This window comes from Moraxella marmotae, from assembly GCF_042219885.1.
Taxonomy (GTDB): Bacteria; Pseudomonadota; Gammaproteobacteria; order Pseudomonadales; family Moraxellaceae; genus Moraxella; species Moraxella marmotae.
Window position 1 is genome coordinate 179072 of record NZ_JBHJHR010000002.1, and the last position, 17513, is coordinate 196584.

The 17513-nt window shown below is 45.2% G+C and carries 9 protein-coding genes; 5 read left to right on the plus strand and 4 right to left on the minus strand.

The window, feature by feature from the left end:
* Positions 1–2 precede the first annotated feature (2 nt).
* From ACFBZI_RS01070 to ACFBZI_RS01080, 3 genes are read left to right on the plus strand one after another with little or no spacing between them, the layout of a single operon-like run.
* The gene (locus ACFBZI_RS01070; protein WP_375714625.1) at positions 3–938 is read left to right on the plus strand and encodes an ABC transporter permease; all 936 of its coding nucleotides are present in this window, start codon (positions 3–5) and stop codon (positions 936–938) included.
* Positions 939–953: 15 nt separating this feature from the next.
* Entirely contained in the window at positions 954–1757 is an 804-nt protein-coding gene (locus ACFBZI_RS01075) for an ABC transporter permease (RefSeq protein WP_375714626.1), read from the plus strand.
* Positions 1754–3259 (plus strand): ABC transporter ATP-binding protein, encoded by a 1506-nt coding sequence (locus tag ACFBZI_RS01080; protein WP_375714627.1) that lies wholly within the window; start codon positions 1754–1756, stop codon positions 3257–3259. Before ACFBZI_RS01075 ends, ACFBZI_RS01080 begins: the two co-directional genes overlap by 4 nt.
* 4 nt (positions 3260–3263) lie before the next feature.
* On the opposite strand, the gene ACFBZI_RS01085 is transcribed toward ACFBZI_RS01080, so the two are convergent.
* Complete coding sequence (locus ACFBZI_RS01085; protein ID WP_375716280.1) at positions 3264–3653, minus strand: VOC family protein; 390 nt, start codon at positions 3651–3653, stop codon at positions 3264–3266.
* 188 nt (positions 3654–3841) lie between these two features.
* Here ACFBZI_RS01085 and ACFBZI_RS01090 point away from each other — a divergent pair, with 188 nt between their 5' ends.
* Both ACFBZI_RS01090 and ACFBZI_RS01095 read left to right on the plus strand, forming a co-directional pair.
* Positions 3842–5236, plus strand: a complete 1395-nt coding sequence (locus ACFBZI_RS01090; RefSeq protein WP_375714628.1) for a D-2-hydroxyglutarate dehydrogenase — start codon at positions 3842–3844, stop codon at positions 5234–5236.
* A 266-nt stretch (positions 5237–5502) separates the two neighbouring features.
* The gene (locus tag ACFBZI_RS01095; RefSeq protein ID WP_375714629.1) at positions 5503–6177 is read left to right on the plus strand and encodes a TerD family protein; all 675 of its coding nucleotides are present in this window, start codon (positions 5503–5505) and stop codon (positions 6175–6177) included.
* A 297-nt stretch (positions 6178–6474) separates the two neighbouring features.
* On the opposite strand, the gene ACFBZI_RS01100 is transcribed toward ACFBZI_RS01095, so the two are convergent.
* From ACFBZI_RS01100 to ACFBZI_RS01110, 3 genes are all read right to left on the minus strand, one after another.
* A complete protein-coding gene (locus ACFBZI_RS01100; RefSeq protein WP_375714630.1) occupies positions 6475–8022 on the minus strand; it encodes a helicase HerA-like domain-containing protein in 1548 nt (515 codons plus the stop codon).
* A 201-nt stretch (positions 8023–8223) separates the two neighbouring features.
* Positions 8224–16035, minus strand: coding sequence for a hypothetical protein (locus tag ACFBZI_RS01105; RefSeq protein ID WP_375714631.1), 7812 nt, complete (start codon positions 16033–16035; stop codon positions 8224–8226).
* Positions 16036–16109: 74 nt separating this feature from the next.
* The gene (locus tag ACFBZI_RS01110; protein ID WP_375714632.1) at positions 16110–17063 is read right to left on the minus strand and encodes an OmpA family protein; all 954 of its coding nucleotides are present in this window, start codon (positions 17061–17063) and stop codon (positions 16110–16112) included.
* Positions 17064–17513 lie beyond the last annotated feature (450 nt).

Genomic DNA, 17513 nt, shown 5'->3' on the forward strand with positions numbered 1-17513 from the left:
TTATGCTTGAATTACTCATTAAGCGGCTGGTGCAGCTGCTTTTGGTCATCTGGTCGGTCGGCACGCTGACATTTGTGCTGACTTATAATCTGCCCGGCGATATGGCATATCGTATCGCTGCCAGTCGCTACGGCTACGATCAGACTAACGCCGCCGCTGCCGAGCTTGTCCGTGCCGAGCTTGGCTTGGATCAATCGTGGTGGCAGTCGTATTTTGGCTGGTTTGTTGATTTGTTGCAGTTAAATCTTGGCAAATCGCTGGTCAGTGGCGAGTCGGTGTGGGTCGAAGTCCAGCATCAATTCGGGCATACGCTCAATTTGGCTTTGGTGGCTTTGCTGATTTCTGCAATCATCGCCCCACCCATTGGGCTGTGGCTGGCTGGCAAAACTGGCAGCATCGCCGATCGTGTCAGCCTTGGCATCAGCATCGTGATCCGCTCACTGCCTGTGTTTATCATCGGCATTTTATTTATCAGCGTGTTTGCAGTCAAATTACAATGGCTACCTGCGGCAGGTTATGGCTCGTGGCAGCATTTTATCCTGCCTGCTTTGACGCTTGCCACAGGTCTTACTGCCATCGCTGTCCGTGTCAGTCGCCAAGCCATGATTGCTGTGGCCAATTCGCAATATTATCATCATGCCAAGCTCAAAGGCCTAAGCCACTGGCAAAGATTTTATCGGCATGGTCTTAGAAATGTCGCCATTCCCATCATCGCCTACCACTCAGTGCAGCTGATTTATCTGATCGAAGGCGTGGTGATTGTGGAGACTTTATTTGCTTGGCCAGGCAGTGGTCATGCCTTGGTGCATGCCGTCATCGCTCGTGATATTCCGCTGATTCAGGGAACGGCACTGGTGATGGGCGTGTTGTTTGTTTTGTTAAATTTGTGCGTTGATATGCTAAGCAGTCTGATTGACCCACGCATTGATGAACCCTAAACCAAGGAAAATCACATGAAAATTATCCATATTTGGCGGTATTTTTCGCCGCTACAAAAGCTGGGCATGATAATCTTGGTTGGGTTGTTTGCTTTTGGTTTTTTGCAGCCGTGGTATTATCCTGTGGACGGTGCTGCCCAAAATTTGAATGCCATTTTGCAAGGCTCAAGCCGCCTGCACTGGTTTGGCACGGATCATTTTGGGCGTGATATGCTCTCACGGATTGCCGCTGCCATTCGTCTGTCTTTGGGCATGGTCGTGGTCAGTGTCGGCTTGGCGTTGGTGTTTGGGCTGCTGGCAGGCATCGTGGCAAGTCTTGGTACGCTGTATGACAAAGTGTTAAGTTTTATTTGCGATGTCATCATGGCACTGCCCGGCTTATTGTTTGTGCTGTTATTTGCTGCCATCGCCCCAAATTCATTTTGGGCATTGTATTTAGGCATCGCTTTGGTGATGTGGGTTGAGTTTTTTAAGATGGCTCGTGCTATCGCCAAAACTTTGGCCACAAGTCCACAGCTGGAGTCATCACGGCTGATGGATATGGGATTTTGGTATTGTATTAAGCGGCATTATCTGCCAAGTCTGTTGCCCATGCTGCTGCCCTTGGCGGCTTATGGGGCAGGCAATGCCATCTTGGCGTTGGCGACGCTGGGCTTTATCAATGTCGGACTGCGTCCGCCCACCGCCGAACTGGGTCTGATGATGACCGAACTTTTTGCCTATTATTATCAAGCACCTTGGATTTTTGTCCAGCCGATTATCGTAACTTTGCTGCTGGTGCTAAGTTTTCATCTGCTTTCGGGAAATACACAATCATGATAACCGCCGACACACAAACCGCACCGCCTTTGATGCGTATTGACACGCTGTCTGTGCATACGCCTGATGGGGTAGCTTTGGTTGAGCCGATAAGTTTTGATTTGCACGCCAATCGTGCGTTGATTATCCTAGGCGAAACTGGCTCTGGCAAAAGCCTGCTGGCTCAAGCGATTATGGGTGCTTTGCCAGACGGTTTGCACACCAAAGGTAAGATTGACTACCAAGGCGAACCGCTCACTCCCCAAAGCACTGCCAAACTTTGGGGGCGAAAACTTGCCATGCTCGCCCAAGAGCCGACCTTGAGCCTAGATCCGACCATGACGGTGTTTGGGCAAGTTTATGAAGGCTTTTATTATATCGCCAAGCAGCCCAAATCTACCGCCCAAGCCAGCACCCAAAGCAAATTATCACAGCTTGGTCTAAAGGATTTTGGTACGCATTATCCGCATCAGCTCTCTGGTGGCATGGCACAACGCAGTGCCTTTGCCACGGTCAGCACTGGCGGTGCTGACATCATCATTGCCGATGAGCCAACCAAAGGGCTGGATAGCAAAAATCGGCAAATCGTTGTCGATTTATTAAAGCAAATCATCACAGATGGTGGTACTTTGCTCATCATCACCCACGACATCGAAGTCGCCAGCAGTTTGGCCACCACGCCTAACGCCGCCTTGATGGTGATGAAAAAAGGCCAGCTGCTTGAGCAGGGACTGGCAAGCGAAATTTTAGCACGCCCCACCGCCGACTACACCAAACAAATGCTAAAAGCCGCACCAAGCCACTGGCAGGCATTGGGCAAAACTAAGCCTGTGCATTGTTATCATAATGCTCAAAATGATATTAAAAATACCCAAACAAGCACGCCAAAAACGCCACTTTTGACCACCGAAAACCTTGGCATCAGCCGTGGCAAAACAACGCTGTTTTCTGGGCTAAATTTCACACTTTATCATCAAGACATTATCGGCATCACAGGTGCTAGCGGCATCGGTAAGAGCTCACTGGGTGATGTGTTGTGCGGACTTTTACCACCCAGCACAGGGCGGCTACACTGGCACCAAACGCTCAAGCGTCATCAACTGCTCAAGCTGTACCAAGACCCTTCATCGGCATTTGCCACGCACATCAGCTTACAGACCTTGCTTGATGATGTGGTTAAAAGACACCGACTAAATACCAGCAAAATCCCAAAACTGCTGGACGCTCTACACCTTGAGCCAGAGCTGCTACACAGAAGTGCCAGCCATGTCTCAGGCGGTGAGCTGCAGCGGTTTGCCATTTTGCGGGCGTTATTACTTGAGCCTGTGGTGCTGTTTGCCGATGAAGCGACTTCACGGCTTGACCCCATCACCCAAGAAATCACCATGGATCTGCTCGTGGAACAATGCCAAAATAACCGCTGTGCCTTGGTGATTGTCAGCCATGATTTGGATTTGGTGCGGCATTATAGCCGACAAACCATTGATTTGACCGATTATTTGCCACAATCCGCCCATATTTAGTGAGTCAGTCGGTGGCGTATTGGCTAATTTCTAACAAATTGCCGTCAGGATCATAGCAATACACCGAGCGAATACGCCCCACAGCTCCTGTTCTGTCCACGATACCACCTTGCAATATTTCAACGCCAAAACTTGTTAAAATATCCATCACCTGTATCAATGGCGTATCGGTTAAAAGACACAAATCCGCCGTGCCAGTGTCGGCATGGCGAGCATTGGGCTTGATTTCGTGGTGCTTTTGGTGCAGGTTAATTTTTTGCTTGCCAAATTGCAACGCCTTGCGATTATCACCAAAAGTCACCACCGCCATGCCCAGCACTTGCGTATAAAAACGAATGCTGGCATCAATGTCCGCCACGGTCAGCACCAGATGATCCAGTGCAGTAATTGCAATTTTGTCGGCTTTGGGTTGGGTAAATTTATCCATCTTACAATTCCGTCAGTTCAAATTATTCTACAAGCAAACATTATCCACTGATATATAAAACCTGACAAGTTAATTTTTATGACAAAATCCATTAAAAAACTTGCGATAATCTGCTATCATAAGCATTTGCACACTTTGTTACAGCCGAGTAAATTATGAGTACACATCAAGCATTTTTAGACGCCGTCGCCGCCCAACTGCCCAATGTCGCCATCAAAACCGACAGCGAGTCTTGTGGTCATTGGGGTCGTGATTGGACGGTGCATTTTTCGGTCGATTGTCAAGCCGTCCTATTTCCAAAAACCACCGAAGATGTCGCTGCCATCGTCCGCTTGGCGAACGAACATCGCACGCCACTGGTTCCTAGCGGTGGACGCACTGGACTGTCGGCAGCGGCGGTAGCGGCGTTTGGTGAGATTGTGGTGAGCTTTGATAAGATGAACCAAATTGGTAAATTTTATGAAGCTGATCGCATGGTCGAAGTGGAAGCTGGCGTGGTAACTAAGGCATTGCAAGAATTTGCCGAATCCAAAGATTTGTACTATGCGGTGGATTTTGCATCATCTGGTTCAAGCCAAATCGGTGGCAATATCGGTACTAACGCTGGCGGCATCAAGGTGATTCGCTATGGCATGACTCGCAACCAAATCCTAGGGCTGACGGTCGTTACTGGCAAAGGTGATATTTTACAGCTCAATGGCGGTATGCTAAAAAACGCCACAGGCTACGACTTACGCCACCTATTTATCGGTGCTGAAGGTACGCTGGGCTTTGTTACTCATGCTTTGATTAAGCTAGAAAAACAGCCTGTCAATCTGACCGCCATGGTGCTGGGCGTGAGTGAATTTAGCCATGTGGTGGCACTGCTTGACCGCTTTGGCAAGGCGTTGAATTTGACTGCTTTTGAGTTTTTTGACCAAATTGCTGTGGATAAAGTCGTCAGTGCAGGCCATACCAAAGCCCCATTTGATAGCCGCACGCCATTTTATGTGCTGCTGGAATTTGAAGCACTCAGCGATGAAGTCTTGGATACGGCGATGGGCGTGTTTGAGTCGTGTGCCGAAGACGGCTTGATTGTCGATGGCGTGATGAGCCAAAGCGTCGGACAACTGCAAGAGCTGTGGAAATTGCGTGAATCCATCTCAGAAACCATCTCGGTGTTCACTCCTTACAAAAACGATGTGTCGGTGCTTATCAATCATTTGGGTGATTTTATCAGCGATATCGAGAGTATCGTCAAAAACAATTACCCAGGTTTTGAAATTTGCTGGTTTGGGCATATCGGCGATGGCAATTTGCACCTAAATATCCTAAAACCTGAACACCTAAGCAAAGATGAATTTTTTGGCAAATGCCAAACAGTCAATCAATATGTGTTTGATACCGTCAAAAAATACCAAGGCTCAATCTCTGCCGAGCATGGTGTTGGCATGACCAAAAAACCTTATCTGGGCTATACCAGAAGCCAAGCCGAGATTGACTACATGAAAGCCATCAAAGCAGCTTTTGACCCCAACGGTATCATCAATCCAGGCAAGATTTTTGATTGATTTGCCCCACTGCTGCGAGCGTCCCAATTACCAATGATTTTAATTATTTATTGATAATAAATTAAGATTTATTGGCTTTTGTGAACTGTGGGTCAAATAAAACCCAACAAAACTGCCATCAAATGCGGTATGATGGCAGTTTTTCAGCGGTAAATTTTAGCCGTAAACTTCAACTGTAAATTTCAGCGGTAACTTGTAACTGCAAATTTTAGCCGTAAATTTTATTGCCATTCATATTGACATTGACATTAATATTGACACCAATTATGCCGAGCCAAACCGATAAGCTAAAAAAATACTTCGAACCCATCAAACTGGGGCAGACCGAACTTGGTAATACTTTGCTTGTTGGGCTAAATTATCAATTTAGCCAACCAAAAAAGCAAGGATTGGCTGCCATGCTTGCCAAATTGCCCCTGCCGATTTATCTGCTTCGCCAAAAAACTTTGGCCGTCGATGTGGATTTGTCCTGCTTTGTGCTGGACAAAAAACAAACCATCATCGAAACCATCTGGTACGGCAATCTTAGAAATGCCAGCCAATCGATTCGCCATCAAGGTGATGCTCTCATCGGTGCCAAAAGTTTTGCCGATGCACTACTGCCCCAAGAGCAGATTTTGCTTAAGATGGATAAGACGCCAGACGCTGCCCATCAGCTGATTTTTGTGCTAAGCAGCTATCACAATCAGCCGCTCAAAACTGCCGAAAAAGGCATGGCGTATTTTGGCGATAAAGAAAAACCCAAATGCCACAGCGTGGATTTTGGGCAGGTAGATGACGACTGCCAGTCGCTGGTTTTGTGGCAAATGACTCGCTGCGATAGTGATTGGCAATTAAGCTCACCTATGTACAATCTGGGCATCAAAAAACTTACTGGCAAATCCATCGATACGCTGACATCAGCGGTGAATGATTATGTACAATCACAACAGCGTTGGTGATTCATCGGTTTTTAAATGCTTTGAATTTATCAACAAGTACATCAGTACATTTTACCAACTGACAAATTAGCAAAACCATAAAATCCACACTATATAAAACGGCAAGCCATGCAATATTGGTTGCCGTTTTTTTATGGAGTTTGTGGCTTTTTTAGCTCAGACAAATTGCCCCATCGCCCAAATCCTTTTGCCTTGCACGGTTTTGGTTTGGGCGTTTGAGCATTTGAATATTTGGGCGTTTGGGTGTTTTAGCCATCTAAAACATTTAAACCATTTTGGCGATTTACACCATCTAAACTATTTGAGCAAATTTTTTATCACACCCATCAAGCCACGACTGATGGCACGAGTGGCTTGTTTGTTCAGCTGATTGCCCAATTGGTCGGCGACATTGTACGCCACGCCTTGGCCAGATTTTTTACGGCTGCCCATCAAACCACCGATAAAACCGTCCAATGCCGTCGCCGCTTTGCCATCATCAGCTTTGGCGGATTTTTGGGCGGTTTGAGTTTTGGAAGTTTGAGTGTTTTGCGTGCTTTGCTCGGCAATTTGGTCTTGCTCGGCTTCAGTTTTTGCCACATCATTGAGTGCTTCAAATGCCGAATAATTATCCACCATATCTTTATAATAGCGATACAAAATATCACCCTGATACGCCTGATTTCGCTCATCATCACTAAGTGGTGTCAGCTGTGATGATGGCGGTAAAATAAAGGCACGCTCAACCACGGTTGGCATACCTTTATCGTCCAAAAACGACACCAACGCCTCGCCCACACCCAGCTCACTGATGACACTGGCGACATCGAGCTGTCCATTGCTGCGGAAGGTTTCGGCGGCAGATTTGACCGCTTTTTGATCTCGTGGCGTAAAGGCACGCAAGGCATGCTGAATGCGATTGCCCAACTGCCCCAAGATGGCATCGGGCAAATCCAGCGGATTTTGGGTAACAAAATACACACCCACGCCCTTTGAGCGAATCAGACGCACCACTTGCTCAATTTGCTTGGTCAAAGCCTGCGGCATGCCATCAAACAACAAATGTGCTTCGTCAAAAAACAGCACAAATTTTGGCTTATCCAAATCGCCCACTTCTGGAAAAGTCTCAAAAATCTCCGCCAAAAACCACAACAAAAAAGCCGCATACAAGCGTGGCGATCGCATCAGTTTTTCAGAATTTAGGATATTAATCACACCTTTGTCGCCATCGGTTTGTAGCCAATCTGCCAAATTCAGCGACGGCTCACCAAAAAACTGTTTCGCCCCTTCGCTCTCAAGTTGTAGCAGCTGGCGTTGGATTGCTCCGATACTTGCCGCTGAGATGTTGCCGTATTGCACACGAAATTCTGCGGCATGCTCTGAAACATAGACCAGCATACTGCGTAAATCTTTCAGATCAAGCAAATGCCAGCCTTTATCATCGGCAACTTTAAATACCAGATTTAATAAGCCTTCTTGGGTGTCATTCAGCCCCATCAGGCGTGATAATAGCGAACTGCCCAGCTGTGAGATGGTAACTCGCACAGGAATGCCAGTCTCGCCATACACGTCCCAAAAACGCACAGGAAATCCTGTCAAATAATCGTCCGTCAGGCCAAATTCTGCCATTCGCTCGCCAACTTTACCTGTCGCTGTGCCACTTTTTGCGATGCCTGACAAATCGCCTTTGACATCTGCCAAAAACACAGGCACACCTTCACGGCTAAAGCTCTCTGCCATCTTTCTTAGGCTGATGGTCTTACCTGTACCTGTCGCCCCTGCGATTAGCCCATGGCGGTTTGCCATCTTAGCAATGACGCCCAAGTCGGCTTTGGTGTCGGTGGTTTTTGCAAGATTTAATTGCATGATGTATCCTTGGTGCTGTACTTTTAAATCGCTTATTATACCGTCAGTGGCTCTGTTGCGGCAGTGGATTTTTGTAAATTTGGAAAATTGCCACCAAGACATTGTCGGATTGGTAAAAAACAAGTCCAACACCCAAATAGACAAATCCCCCAGCCATCAGACTGAGGGATTTGCTTAGGTTAGTTAGCTAATCGGTTGGGATTAGATAATTTGGATACCTTGCTGGATATAAACAACTTCGTCATTGACTTGACCAGTTGAACCTTGGTATTGGTATTTATCATATACCACACCATCTTTAACAATATTGGCATCGGTTTTTTCCCATACATTCCAGTTTTGTTGCAATGCACCGCCACTGTCTTTGAATTGGATTGCACCATTACCACCTTGTTTGGTTGCTTCACCATTGCGGCCAAAGTCCACGGTATCGTTAACATCACCTTTAATGTACAGTTCTTTAACTGTATCACCTTCTCGTTGCAGGTCGTCTAAAGTTAAGCTAACTGTTTGGTTACCTATGGCACCAACGATAGCACGCATATCAATGGTTTCAAAGTTCAATACTTGGCTGTAATCTAAGTTTAGATCTTCACCTCGCAAGACCAGTGTGTCGTTACCTTCACCACCATCAATACGACCTTGAGCGGTATTCACTTGGCTACCAGTAATCGTCAAGCTATCATCACCAGCACCGAAGTTAATTTTGACATTATCGGCACCTGTTTTGGCAATGCTATCAACAGTCAGACTGTCGTTGCCATCACCAAATTCAATCGTACCACCGGCAAGTGTGCCTTTGATATTCATGGTGTCGTTGCCGTTACCGAAGGTAAATGTACCATCTGTATCAACATTATTACCCACTTCAACCAAGTTATCACCATCACCGAGGTTAAAGGCTTGTTTTTGACCTGCAATAGTGCTGATATCACCTTTTACTGAGATGACATCATCGCCACTACCTGTGGTAAAGTCAATTTTCTTAACAAGGTCATTGCCACCTTTTGGACCATAACCAACACGCAGAGTGTTATTACCTTCGCCCAGATCGATATTTTTGGTACCATCATAGTCACCGCCAACATCGATGGTGTCGTTACCATCGCCACCATAAATATTAGTGGTCGCTGCATTTACAATATCACCACCGACACGAAGAATGTTGGTATCCCCAGCTTGGTCAACGCCTTTACCTAGGTCAAAACTATAGGTACCGATAACAAAACCACGTTCAAGAGAGATGCGGTCACTACCCGAGCCAGTTGCTACCAAACCAGCGTTCATTGATTGACCAGTACCACGGAATTGAAGGCTATCATCACCTGCCCCAAGATCAACTTTAAGATCATAACCAACGGTTGAGCCAAGCGAGCCATTTGACACACCAAAGCCACCAAATGGTTTATAATCCAAGCCGACAATAATGGTATCGTTACCATCAGTTGCCGTAATCGCACCTTGTTCAGCCGTACCTGTTTTTTGTTTACCTAGGAGTTTTCCGTTGGTAATCAAAGATTGGTCAAAGTCTTTATCCGGATTGGTTAATGGACCACCATCGGTAGTTAAATCACTGAATAAGTTACGCAACAAGCTCACTTTGCTTTCAGACACATTACCTGCCGCATCAGTAACACGCAGTTCTAATGTGCCAGCAACTTTACGGTCGATATTTGGCAAGGATAGGTGGTATTTGCCATCATTTTCAGCAGAAACTTTAACCCAATCAGTTTTTCCTGTACCGGCAGTATATCGATATTCAATGGTTGCTTCGACTTCAGACAAGCCAGCTGGTACAAACACCACTTCACCGGTTGCAGGATCGAATTTCTCAACTGACATTTGCTCGACTAAGGTATCCAAGCGGAAGTCAAATGTGCCTTTGTCGCTGGTTGATAGCTCATCGCCATTTTTATCTTCAATAACCACTTTATAACGGTAGCTGGTGTTGAAAGTATCACCCAACACATTGTCACCTTTTGGTGTTAATGTGTAGTTCAAACCGTTATGAGTTAAGTCGGCAGACACATCGTTTTTGTCAAACTCGGTAAATTCTTTTACTTCTACAGGTTTTCCATCTGCCCCTGTCACTACTTTTGTCCCTTCAGACAAGGTGTAACGATAGACTTTAACCGTTTGCCCTGCTGCTGGCTCTTTATCCAATGTAAAGGTTAATGTTGCATCTTTATCGTTGGTTAAGCCAGTAGCTAAGTTTACTGCATCGTCTGGATTAGCCGCACTTGTAACATCACCCACAAATTTCGGATCGTTGTCTTTGTAGAAATTGCTATACTGATATTTGCCTGCTACAAGCGGTTCGTCAGTCAAATTATCGTGCAATTTGATGTCGGTTACTTGTGGTGTGCCGGCAGTATTGTCAATATCAGTCGCTGTTTTACCGTCCGCTGAATTGCCTGTTGCTTTTACGCTGTACTCTTTGGTTTGTGAGTAATTTGCTAACGCATTAGCTGGGAATGTTACAGTCCACTCACCTTTTTCAGACGGCATTGCTTTGGCGGTTGCCAATACTTGCTCTGAACCTTTTTCAGTGATGGTAACAGTTACTTCACCTTTAATATTTTGGCTAATACCTTTCACTAAGAAACCTGCGGCAGCTTCGGCTGGGCTGATTTGTGCGTACACATCACCAGCTGCAGAGCCATCATCTTTTGCAGCTGCTGCTTGTTTATCGCCTGAAATTTCGGTGATATCAATAGTTGGTTTCACTTCATTGGTAGAAGTATCTTTCACCGTCACTTCATTACCATCAATGCCACCCACTTTGAATTTACCTTTTTCTACGCCTTCGGTAACATTATCTGCTTTTACCGGCGTGGTGATGGTAAATTCTTTAACACCAGCTGGTACATTCAATGTGCCGTCTTCGTTCAAGGTTACGTCTTTAGAGAACTCTGACTTATCAAAATCATCTTTGCCTAATTGACCTTCACCTGTGCCGTTTGGCAACTCGAACGGTAGATTTTTATTACCATTGTTGTTAGTCAACTTAACAGTGGTAACAAAATTTGTACCCTCATCTGTGGTGTCTGGTGTAGTTACCACACCTTTACCATCTTTAGGATCAACATTGGCTGGGATATTGTCATCTGTTGTGGTGTCTTTATCCATACCCGGTTTAGCAGCAGGATCACCATTTGTACCTTCTGCTTTCACCTCTGATTTGTCTTTCACTGCTTCAGGATCGATGGTTACTGTACCGTCTGACTCAACTTTTACACCCGCTGGTTTGGTTGTACCTTCTTTAAGTGTCCAAGTATCGTCTGCACCTTTAACGATGGTTACTTCTTGTGGCTTCTCATCTTCATCAGTGAATGTTACTTTCACTTCAGTGTTGTCAGGGCCCGGAATAACATGCGCACCGCCGTTACCTTCAGCCACAACATTTGGATCGTTCGCTGGTGGAGTAGGTGGAACGGCTGGATCGTTAGAAGTGTCGTTTACGGTCACTTCGTTACCTTCAACGCCACCGACAGTGAATTTACCTGTTTCTGGGCCTTCAGTAACATTATCTGCTTTCACAGGCGTGGTGATGGTAAATTCTTTAACGCCGGCCGGAACCTTCAATGTACCGTCTGGATTTTGGGTTACGCCGTTAGAGAACTCTGGCTTATCAAAGTCATCTTTGCCTAATTCACCAGGTTTTGTGCCGTTTGGTTGAGCAAATGACAGGCTTGGATTACCGTTTTCATTGGTTAATTTAACGGTTGTTACTAGCTCTTCACCTTCGTTTTTCGGTGTTGTAGTTTGTACACCTTTGCCGTCTTTGTTATCAACACCAGCAGGTTCTGGCGTAGGCTCTGTTGGCATAGGATCTGTTGGTGTAGGTTCTGTATGTACAGCAGGAACTGTGCCAGTGCCTTTATCTGAAGGTGTTTTCTCTGGTGCTTTTGCAACCACTTCTACTTTATCACCTTCTTTTAATACAGGTACATCAACGCTATATTTGCCGTCTTTATCTGCTTTGGTGGTTTGGGTTGAGCCATCAGGCAAGGTTACAGTTACATCTGCATTTGGATCTGTTTTACCTGAAATGGTGGTTTTATCATCAGCACCATTACCATCGGTATCTTTGTTGGATACATCAACGGTTGGGGTTGTGGTTTTTTCAGGTGTAGGTGGTACAACAGGAACGACAGAAGTATCCACGGTCACCGCTGAAGAACCTTCAGCAGAGGTGTTGCCCGCTGGATCCTCAACTTTAGCGGTAACTTTAATTTCGCCGTCTTGTTTTACCGGTACATCAACGGTGGTAAAGCCATCTTTCAACATTTCTGCTGTTACAGGGATTTCTTTCGTTTCTGGACCTTCTGGGGTCGTAATGGTTACTTTAATAGTGTCACCAACTTCGGTCTTATCCGGGATTGTGATGTAAACTGGTGTAGTTTCCTCACCATCTTTTGAACCCAATTCTTGTTTATTCAATTTACCGTCAAGGTTGCCATCTTCACCGAATACGATATTTGGTGCACCGTTTTCGTTGGCTGGCACTTTTTGACCATTTGGCAATTCTACTTCTTTGCCTGAATCATCATTATCGTCTACTTTACCATCGCCATTAGTATCACCAGGGATTTTGGTATCCACAGAAACGGTTTTTTTGCCTTCGCCAGAAGTGTTGCCTGCTGGGTCAGTTACTTTGGCGGTTACTGTGATATCACCGTCTTGGTCTTTGGCAACCGGTACAGACTCTTCAATATAACCTTTAGCAATATCTTCTTGAGTCAATACCACATCTTTTTCAGTGGTTTTGCCATCTGGTGTAGTCACTTTAACGTGTACGGTATCGCCAGCTTCGGTGTTATCTGGAATAGTGATGTAAACCGGTGTTTTGTCGGCTGGATCTTTTGAACCTAATTCTTCTTTGTTCAATTTGCCGTCGTCATTTTTATCTTCACCGAATACGATGTTTGGTGCACCATTATCGTTTGCTGGCACTTTTTGACCGTTTGGCAATTCTACTTTCTTGTCTGAGTCATCAGTGTCATCAAGTTTGCCGTCGTTATTGCTGTCGCCTGGGATTTTGCTATCCACAGAAACGGTTTTGCTACCTTCGCCAGATGATTGACCGGTAGAATCGGTTACTTTGGCGGTTACTGTGATATCACTGTCTTTGGTAACAGGCACTGATTCTTCGATATAGCCTTTGGCAATATCATCTTTGGTTAATACCACATCTTTTTCTCTGACTTCGCCATATGGGACTCCGCCATCTGGTGTAATCACTTTAATGTGCACGGTATCGCCAGCTTCAGTGTTATCTGGAATGGTGATGTAAACCAGTGTTTTATCGGCTGGATCTTTTGAACCTAATTCTTCTTTGTTCAATTTGCCGTCGTTGTTTGCATCTTCACCAAAAATGATGTTTGGTGCACCGTCGGTATTTACAGGTACTTTCTGACCGTTTGGCAAGGTAATTTCTTTGCCTGAATCATCATCACCATCAATTTTACCATTGTAATTGCTATCGCCTGGGATATTATCGACCGCCACAGCTTTATCTGCATCAGCTGTGTTGTCTTTGTCATCTGTACCTCTGGCATTAACATCAGAACCATCTTTGACTTTATCCGCTGGGATAGTGAATGTGCCGTCTTGGTTTTTGACTAAATCAGGGTTGTCCGTACTCCAGTTGCCGTCTTTGTCTTTGGTCAAAGTGACTTCTTTTTGGCTGTCGTCTGCGTCGATGTATGTCACTTCAACTTTAGTGTTGTCTGGACCTGGTTTAACAGTGACTGAACCGTCATCTTTCGCAGTTAAGATTGGCTTGTCGGCTGTGGTGTCGGGGTTATTACCCACTGATGCCGGTTCGGCTTCTGCTGGTGTATTATGATTGTTGATGCCAGTTGCTCCAACCTTAGAGCCGTCTTCAATCAACTCAGCTGGAATGGTAAAGGTTGCATCTTTGCCCGGGCCGCTGATTATCACTCTGTCATCATCTTCAGGCTCTGGCGCCCATTTTTCACTTTGTGAATCATATTTCACCACAACTTTTTGTGGTTCACCATTTTCATCGGTAAATTTCACCACAACTTCGGTATTATCTTCACCAGGGGTGACAGTGATGGAGCCATTGTCATCAGCCAAAGTGGGCTTGTCGGCATCATCTTTAGCTGTTACTGTTTTGGTGGCGGTATTGCCGTTGTCATCAGTAGAAGTGGCGATTACCGGTGTATTAAACTCCACTTGTTTTGGCGGAATGGTGGTTTTACCGCTTTCAGGGTCGGTGGTCAATGCAGGATCGTTTGAAGTCCACTTGCCATCTTCACCTTTGGTAATGGTGGCGGTATGTTCTTTGCCGTCTTCGTCGGTGTATTTGACCTCAACTTTAATATTATCACCTTTTGGTGTGATGGTGACAGAACCATCATCATTAGCCAAAACTTCAGGTGTATCAGCTGTCGTATCCACCTTAGCGGTTGCTGTTGCTTCATTTGAAGACTGGCTGCCGTCTGGGTTGGTGACTTTTGCTGTTACTTTGATTTCACTTAAGTCTGTGGTTGGTACATCGACGGTGGTAAAGCCATCTTTCAACATTTCTGCTGTTACAGGGATTTCTTGGTCTTTGCCATTGATGGTTACGATAACTTTATCGCCTTCTTCGGTGTTGTCAGGAATGGTTACATACACTGGGGTAGATTGATCGTCACCGATTTCTGTTTTATTCAAAGTACCGTCTTGGTTTGTATCTTCACCGAATACGATGTTTGGTGCACCATCGGTATTGCGTGGAACGGTTTTGCCGTTTGGCAATTTCACTTCGTTATTTGAATCGTCATCACCATCAACCTTGCCATCGTTATTGCTGTCGCCAGGGATTTTGGTGTCAGTTGGTTGTTCTGGTTCAGATGCTGGGTTGTTGCCTGCAATTGCTTTATCCGCATCGGCCATATTGCCTTTATCGTCAGTACCTTTGGCATTCACATCAGAGCCATCTTTGACTTTATCTGCTGGGATAGTGAATGTACCGTCTTGGTTTTTCACCAAATCAGGGTTGTCTGATGTCCAGTTGCCGTCTTTGTCTTTGGTCAAAGTGGCTTCTTTTGGATTACCGTCTTCATCGGTGTATTTCACAACAACTTTGGTGTTGTCTGGACCTGGTTTAACGGTGATTGAGCCATCGTCGTTAGGAGTTAAATCCGGCTTGTCTGCTGTGGTGTCAGTTTCGGGGGTAGTTGGGTTGTTGCCAGCAGTGGTAGTTCTGGTGGCTTCATTACCTTTATCGTCAGTACCTTTGGCAGTCACTTCTGAGCCATCTTTGACTTTATCCGCTGGAATGGTGATTATGCCTGTTTTTGGATCGACAACCAAGTTAGGATCGGTGCTTGTCCAGTTGCCGTCTTTACCTTTGGTAATGGTAGAAGTATGCTCAACACCATTTTCATCGGTGTATTTCACATCAACTTTGGTGTTGTCATTACCTGGTTTAGCAGTGACTGAACCATCATTGTTAGGAGTCAGATTTGGCTTGTCTGCTGTGGTGTCAGCTACAGGCTTATCGTCATCATCACTCGCCAACGCTGCAATACCACCTGCACCCAATAGACCACCGATTAGCCATGGCCAGATGGCTGCTTTGGCTTCTGTTGCACCTAGCCACCATGGAGCGGCGACTGGGTTACCACCTAGGGCTTGACCTTCGACATCACCGATTGCCAGTTGGGTGACATAGTCAGCGACTTCACCAGTATCTGGTAGGTAGTAGTAGAATTGACCGTTTTCTGCTTCACCGATTAGAGTGGCAGCGTCGTTGTCATAAAAGTCTTCGATAATCAGATCGGTTTCTTGACCTTCATCTTCTAGTGAGACATGTAGGTCTTTGCCCACACGCTTGGTGATGATGTGGTCAGGACCACGGCCAGTGGCTTGGTCGATGAATTGATAATTGACATTTTTGGCAGCTTTGATGACGGTGGCTTGACCATCATTAGTGACCAAATTGACTTGTTGTACAGTTTGTACAGCGTCATTGATTTTTACAATAATATTTTTCATAAATACTCTAAATAAAATCTATTTTAATATGTTTAAAATATAAAATAATACATAAAACAATAATCGCTTGGGGATTATTGGTTAGGAATCACAACCATCACACGGCGGTTTTCTTGACGACCTGCATCGGTGTCATTAGTTGCCACTGGGCGTGATTCGCCAAAACCTTGAGCAGTTAGGCGTGCGGGGTTGATGCCGTGGTTTTTGATTAGGGCATTGCGTACTTCGTTGGCACGACGCTCAGACAGTTTTTGGTTATAAGCATCGCTGCCTTTTGAGTCGGTATGACCTTCGATGATGGCAACAGCATCTGGGTATTGAGCCAAGAAATCAGCGGCTTTTTGGACTTCGCCTTTGTATTGGGCTTTGATGTTTGATTTGTCAAAGTCAAATAGGATATTTAGGCGGACATTTGGGCGTGTCTCAACATAGTACTCAGTCGCTGGTGCGGCAGCGACAGCCACTGGTTGTGGTGCTGGCATCGGTGCAGGCTTTGGTGCTGGGCAGTTTTCAGGATTGACACGGCTGATTTGATGGTTTTGTTTGTAAGTGCTGTTGGCTTGTAGCGTTTGAGCAGCTTGTTCTGGGGTGATTTGTTGTAGCACTGGTAGGTAGTTTTGTGCTGTGTTCACCAAGAAGTACTGTGTTTCACCAGCTTTTAGGTTGATGGTGGCAGCACCTGCAGCCAAATCGTTAATTTTTTGGGCGGTTGGTACAGCACTTAGTTTGACATCACCAGCACACACGATACCTGCTGAGTAGTGACCGTCTTGCAAGCTGGTCAAAAAGCGACCGTCTAAGCCAATGTTGGTGCTGGAGTCTGATGTTGGCACATCGTTGCTTGATGGGCGGATAAAGACAACAGCAGCGGTGCGGTCAGTCAATGCCAAATTGCTCAAATTGCCAGAGGCTGATTTGTTCCAAGCCACATGACTGCCTGGAACAACGACAGTGTTGGCTTGAGCGGATACCGCCAAAGCTGAAACGGCAATCGCTCCTGCCAGTGAAAGTTGTTTGATAGATAGCATAGTTTACCTTAGTAAATAATTAAGATGGTGTTACTATTGGCTCCATCTCTTAGTAAAATCAGCACAAAATTTAATCACGATCTAAATTTGTACTGCCTCAAATAATCATACCTTGGTCGCATTCAAATCATTAGCATGCAAAGCAACTGTTCCAAACCTAAGCCATCAACACAAATATTCTTGCAATCCAAATATTCAAATTCTTTAAAATGGCTAAATAATTTAAATTTAGTTTTGGGTGAACTTATAATTAATAAAAATAATTTTTATCGCCTTTATGCATGGTTTGATTTAAAAAGATATAAAAATTAATTGAATTAATAATAAATAATGTAGCAATCAATGCAATGATATATTGTATGACACTCGCATTATACCAACTTAATTATCCGCAATCAAAGAGATGAACTGAGCAGTCAGTTTTGGCAAATCCATATACAACTAAAGCAA

Coding starts and splice junctions, on each gene's coding strand:
- ACFBZI_RS01090 (WP_375714628.1), top strand. CDS start 3,842: ATGAGTACACATCAAGCATTTTTAGACGCCGTCGCCGCCCAACTGCCC.
- ACFBZI_RS01070 (WP_375714625.1), top strand. CDS start 3: ATGCTTGAATTACTCATTAAGCGGCTGGTGCAGCTGCTTTTGGTCATC.
- ACFBZI_RS01105 (WP_375714631.1), bottom strand. CDS start 16,035: ATGAAAAATATTATTGTAAAAATCAATGACGCTGTACAAACTGTACAA.
- ACFBZI_RS01095 (WP_375714629.1), top strand. CDS start 5,503: ATGCCGAGCCAAACCGATAAGCTAAAAAAATACTTCGAACCCATCAAA.
- ACFBZI_RS01080 (WP_375714627.1), top strand. CDS start 1,754: ATGATAACCGCCGACACACAAACCGCACCGCCTTTGATGCGTATTGAC.
- ACFBZI_RS01100 (WP_375714630.1), bottom strand. CDS start 8,022: ATGCAATTAAATCTTGCAAAAACCACCGACACCAAAGCCGACTTGGGC.
- ACFBZI_RS01110 (WP_375714632.1), bottom strand. CDS start 17,063: ATGCTATCTATCAAACAACTTTCACTGGCAGGAGCGATTGCCGTTTCA.
- ACFBZI_RS01075 (WP_375714626.1), top strand. CDS start 954: ATGAAAATTATCCATATTTGGCGGTATTTTTCGCCGCTACAAAAGCTG.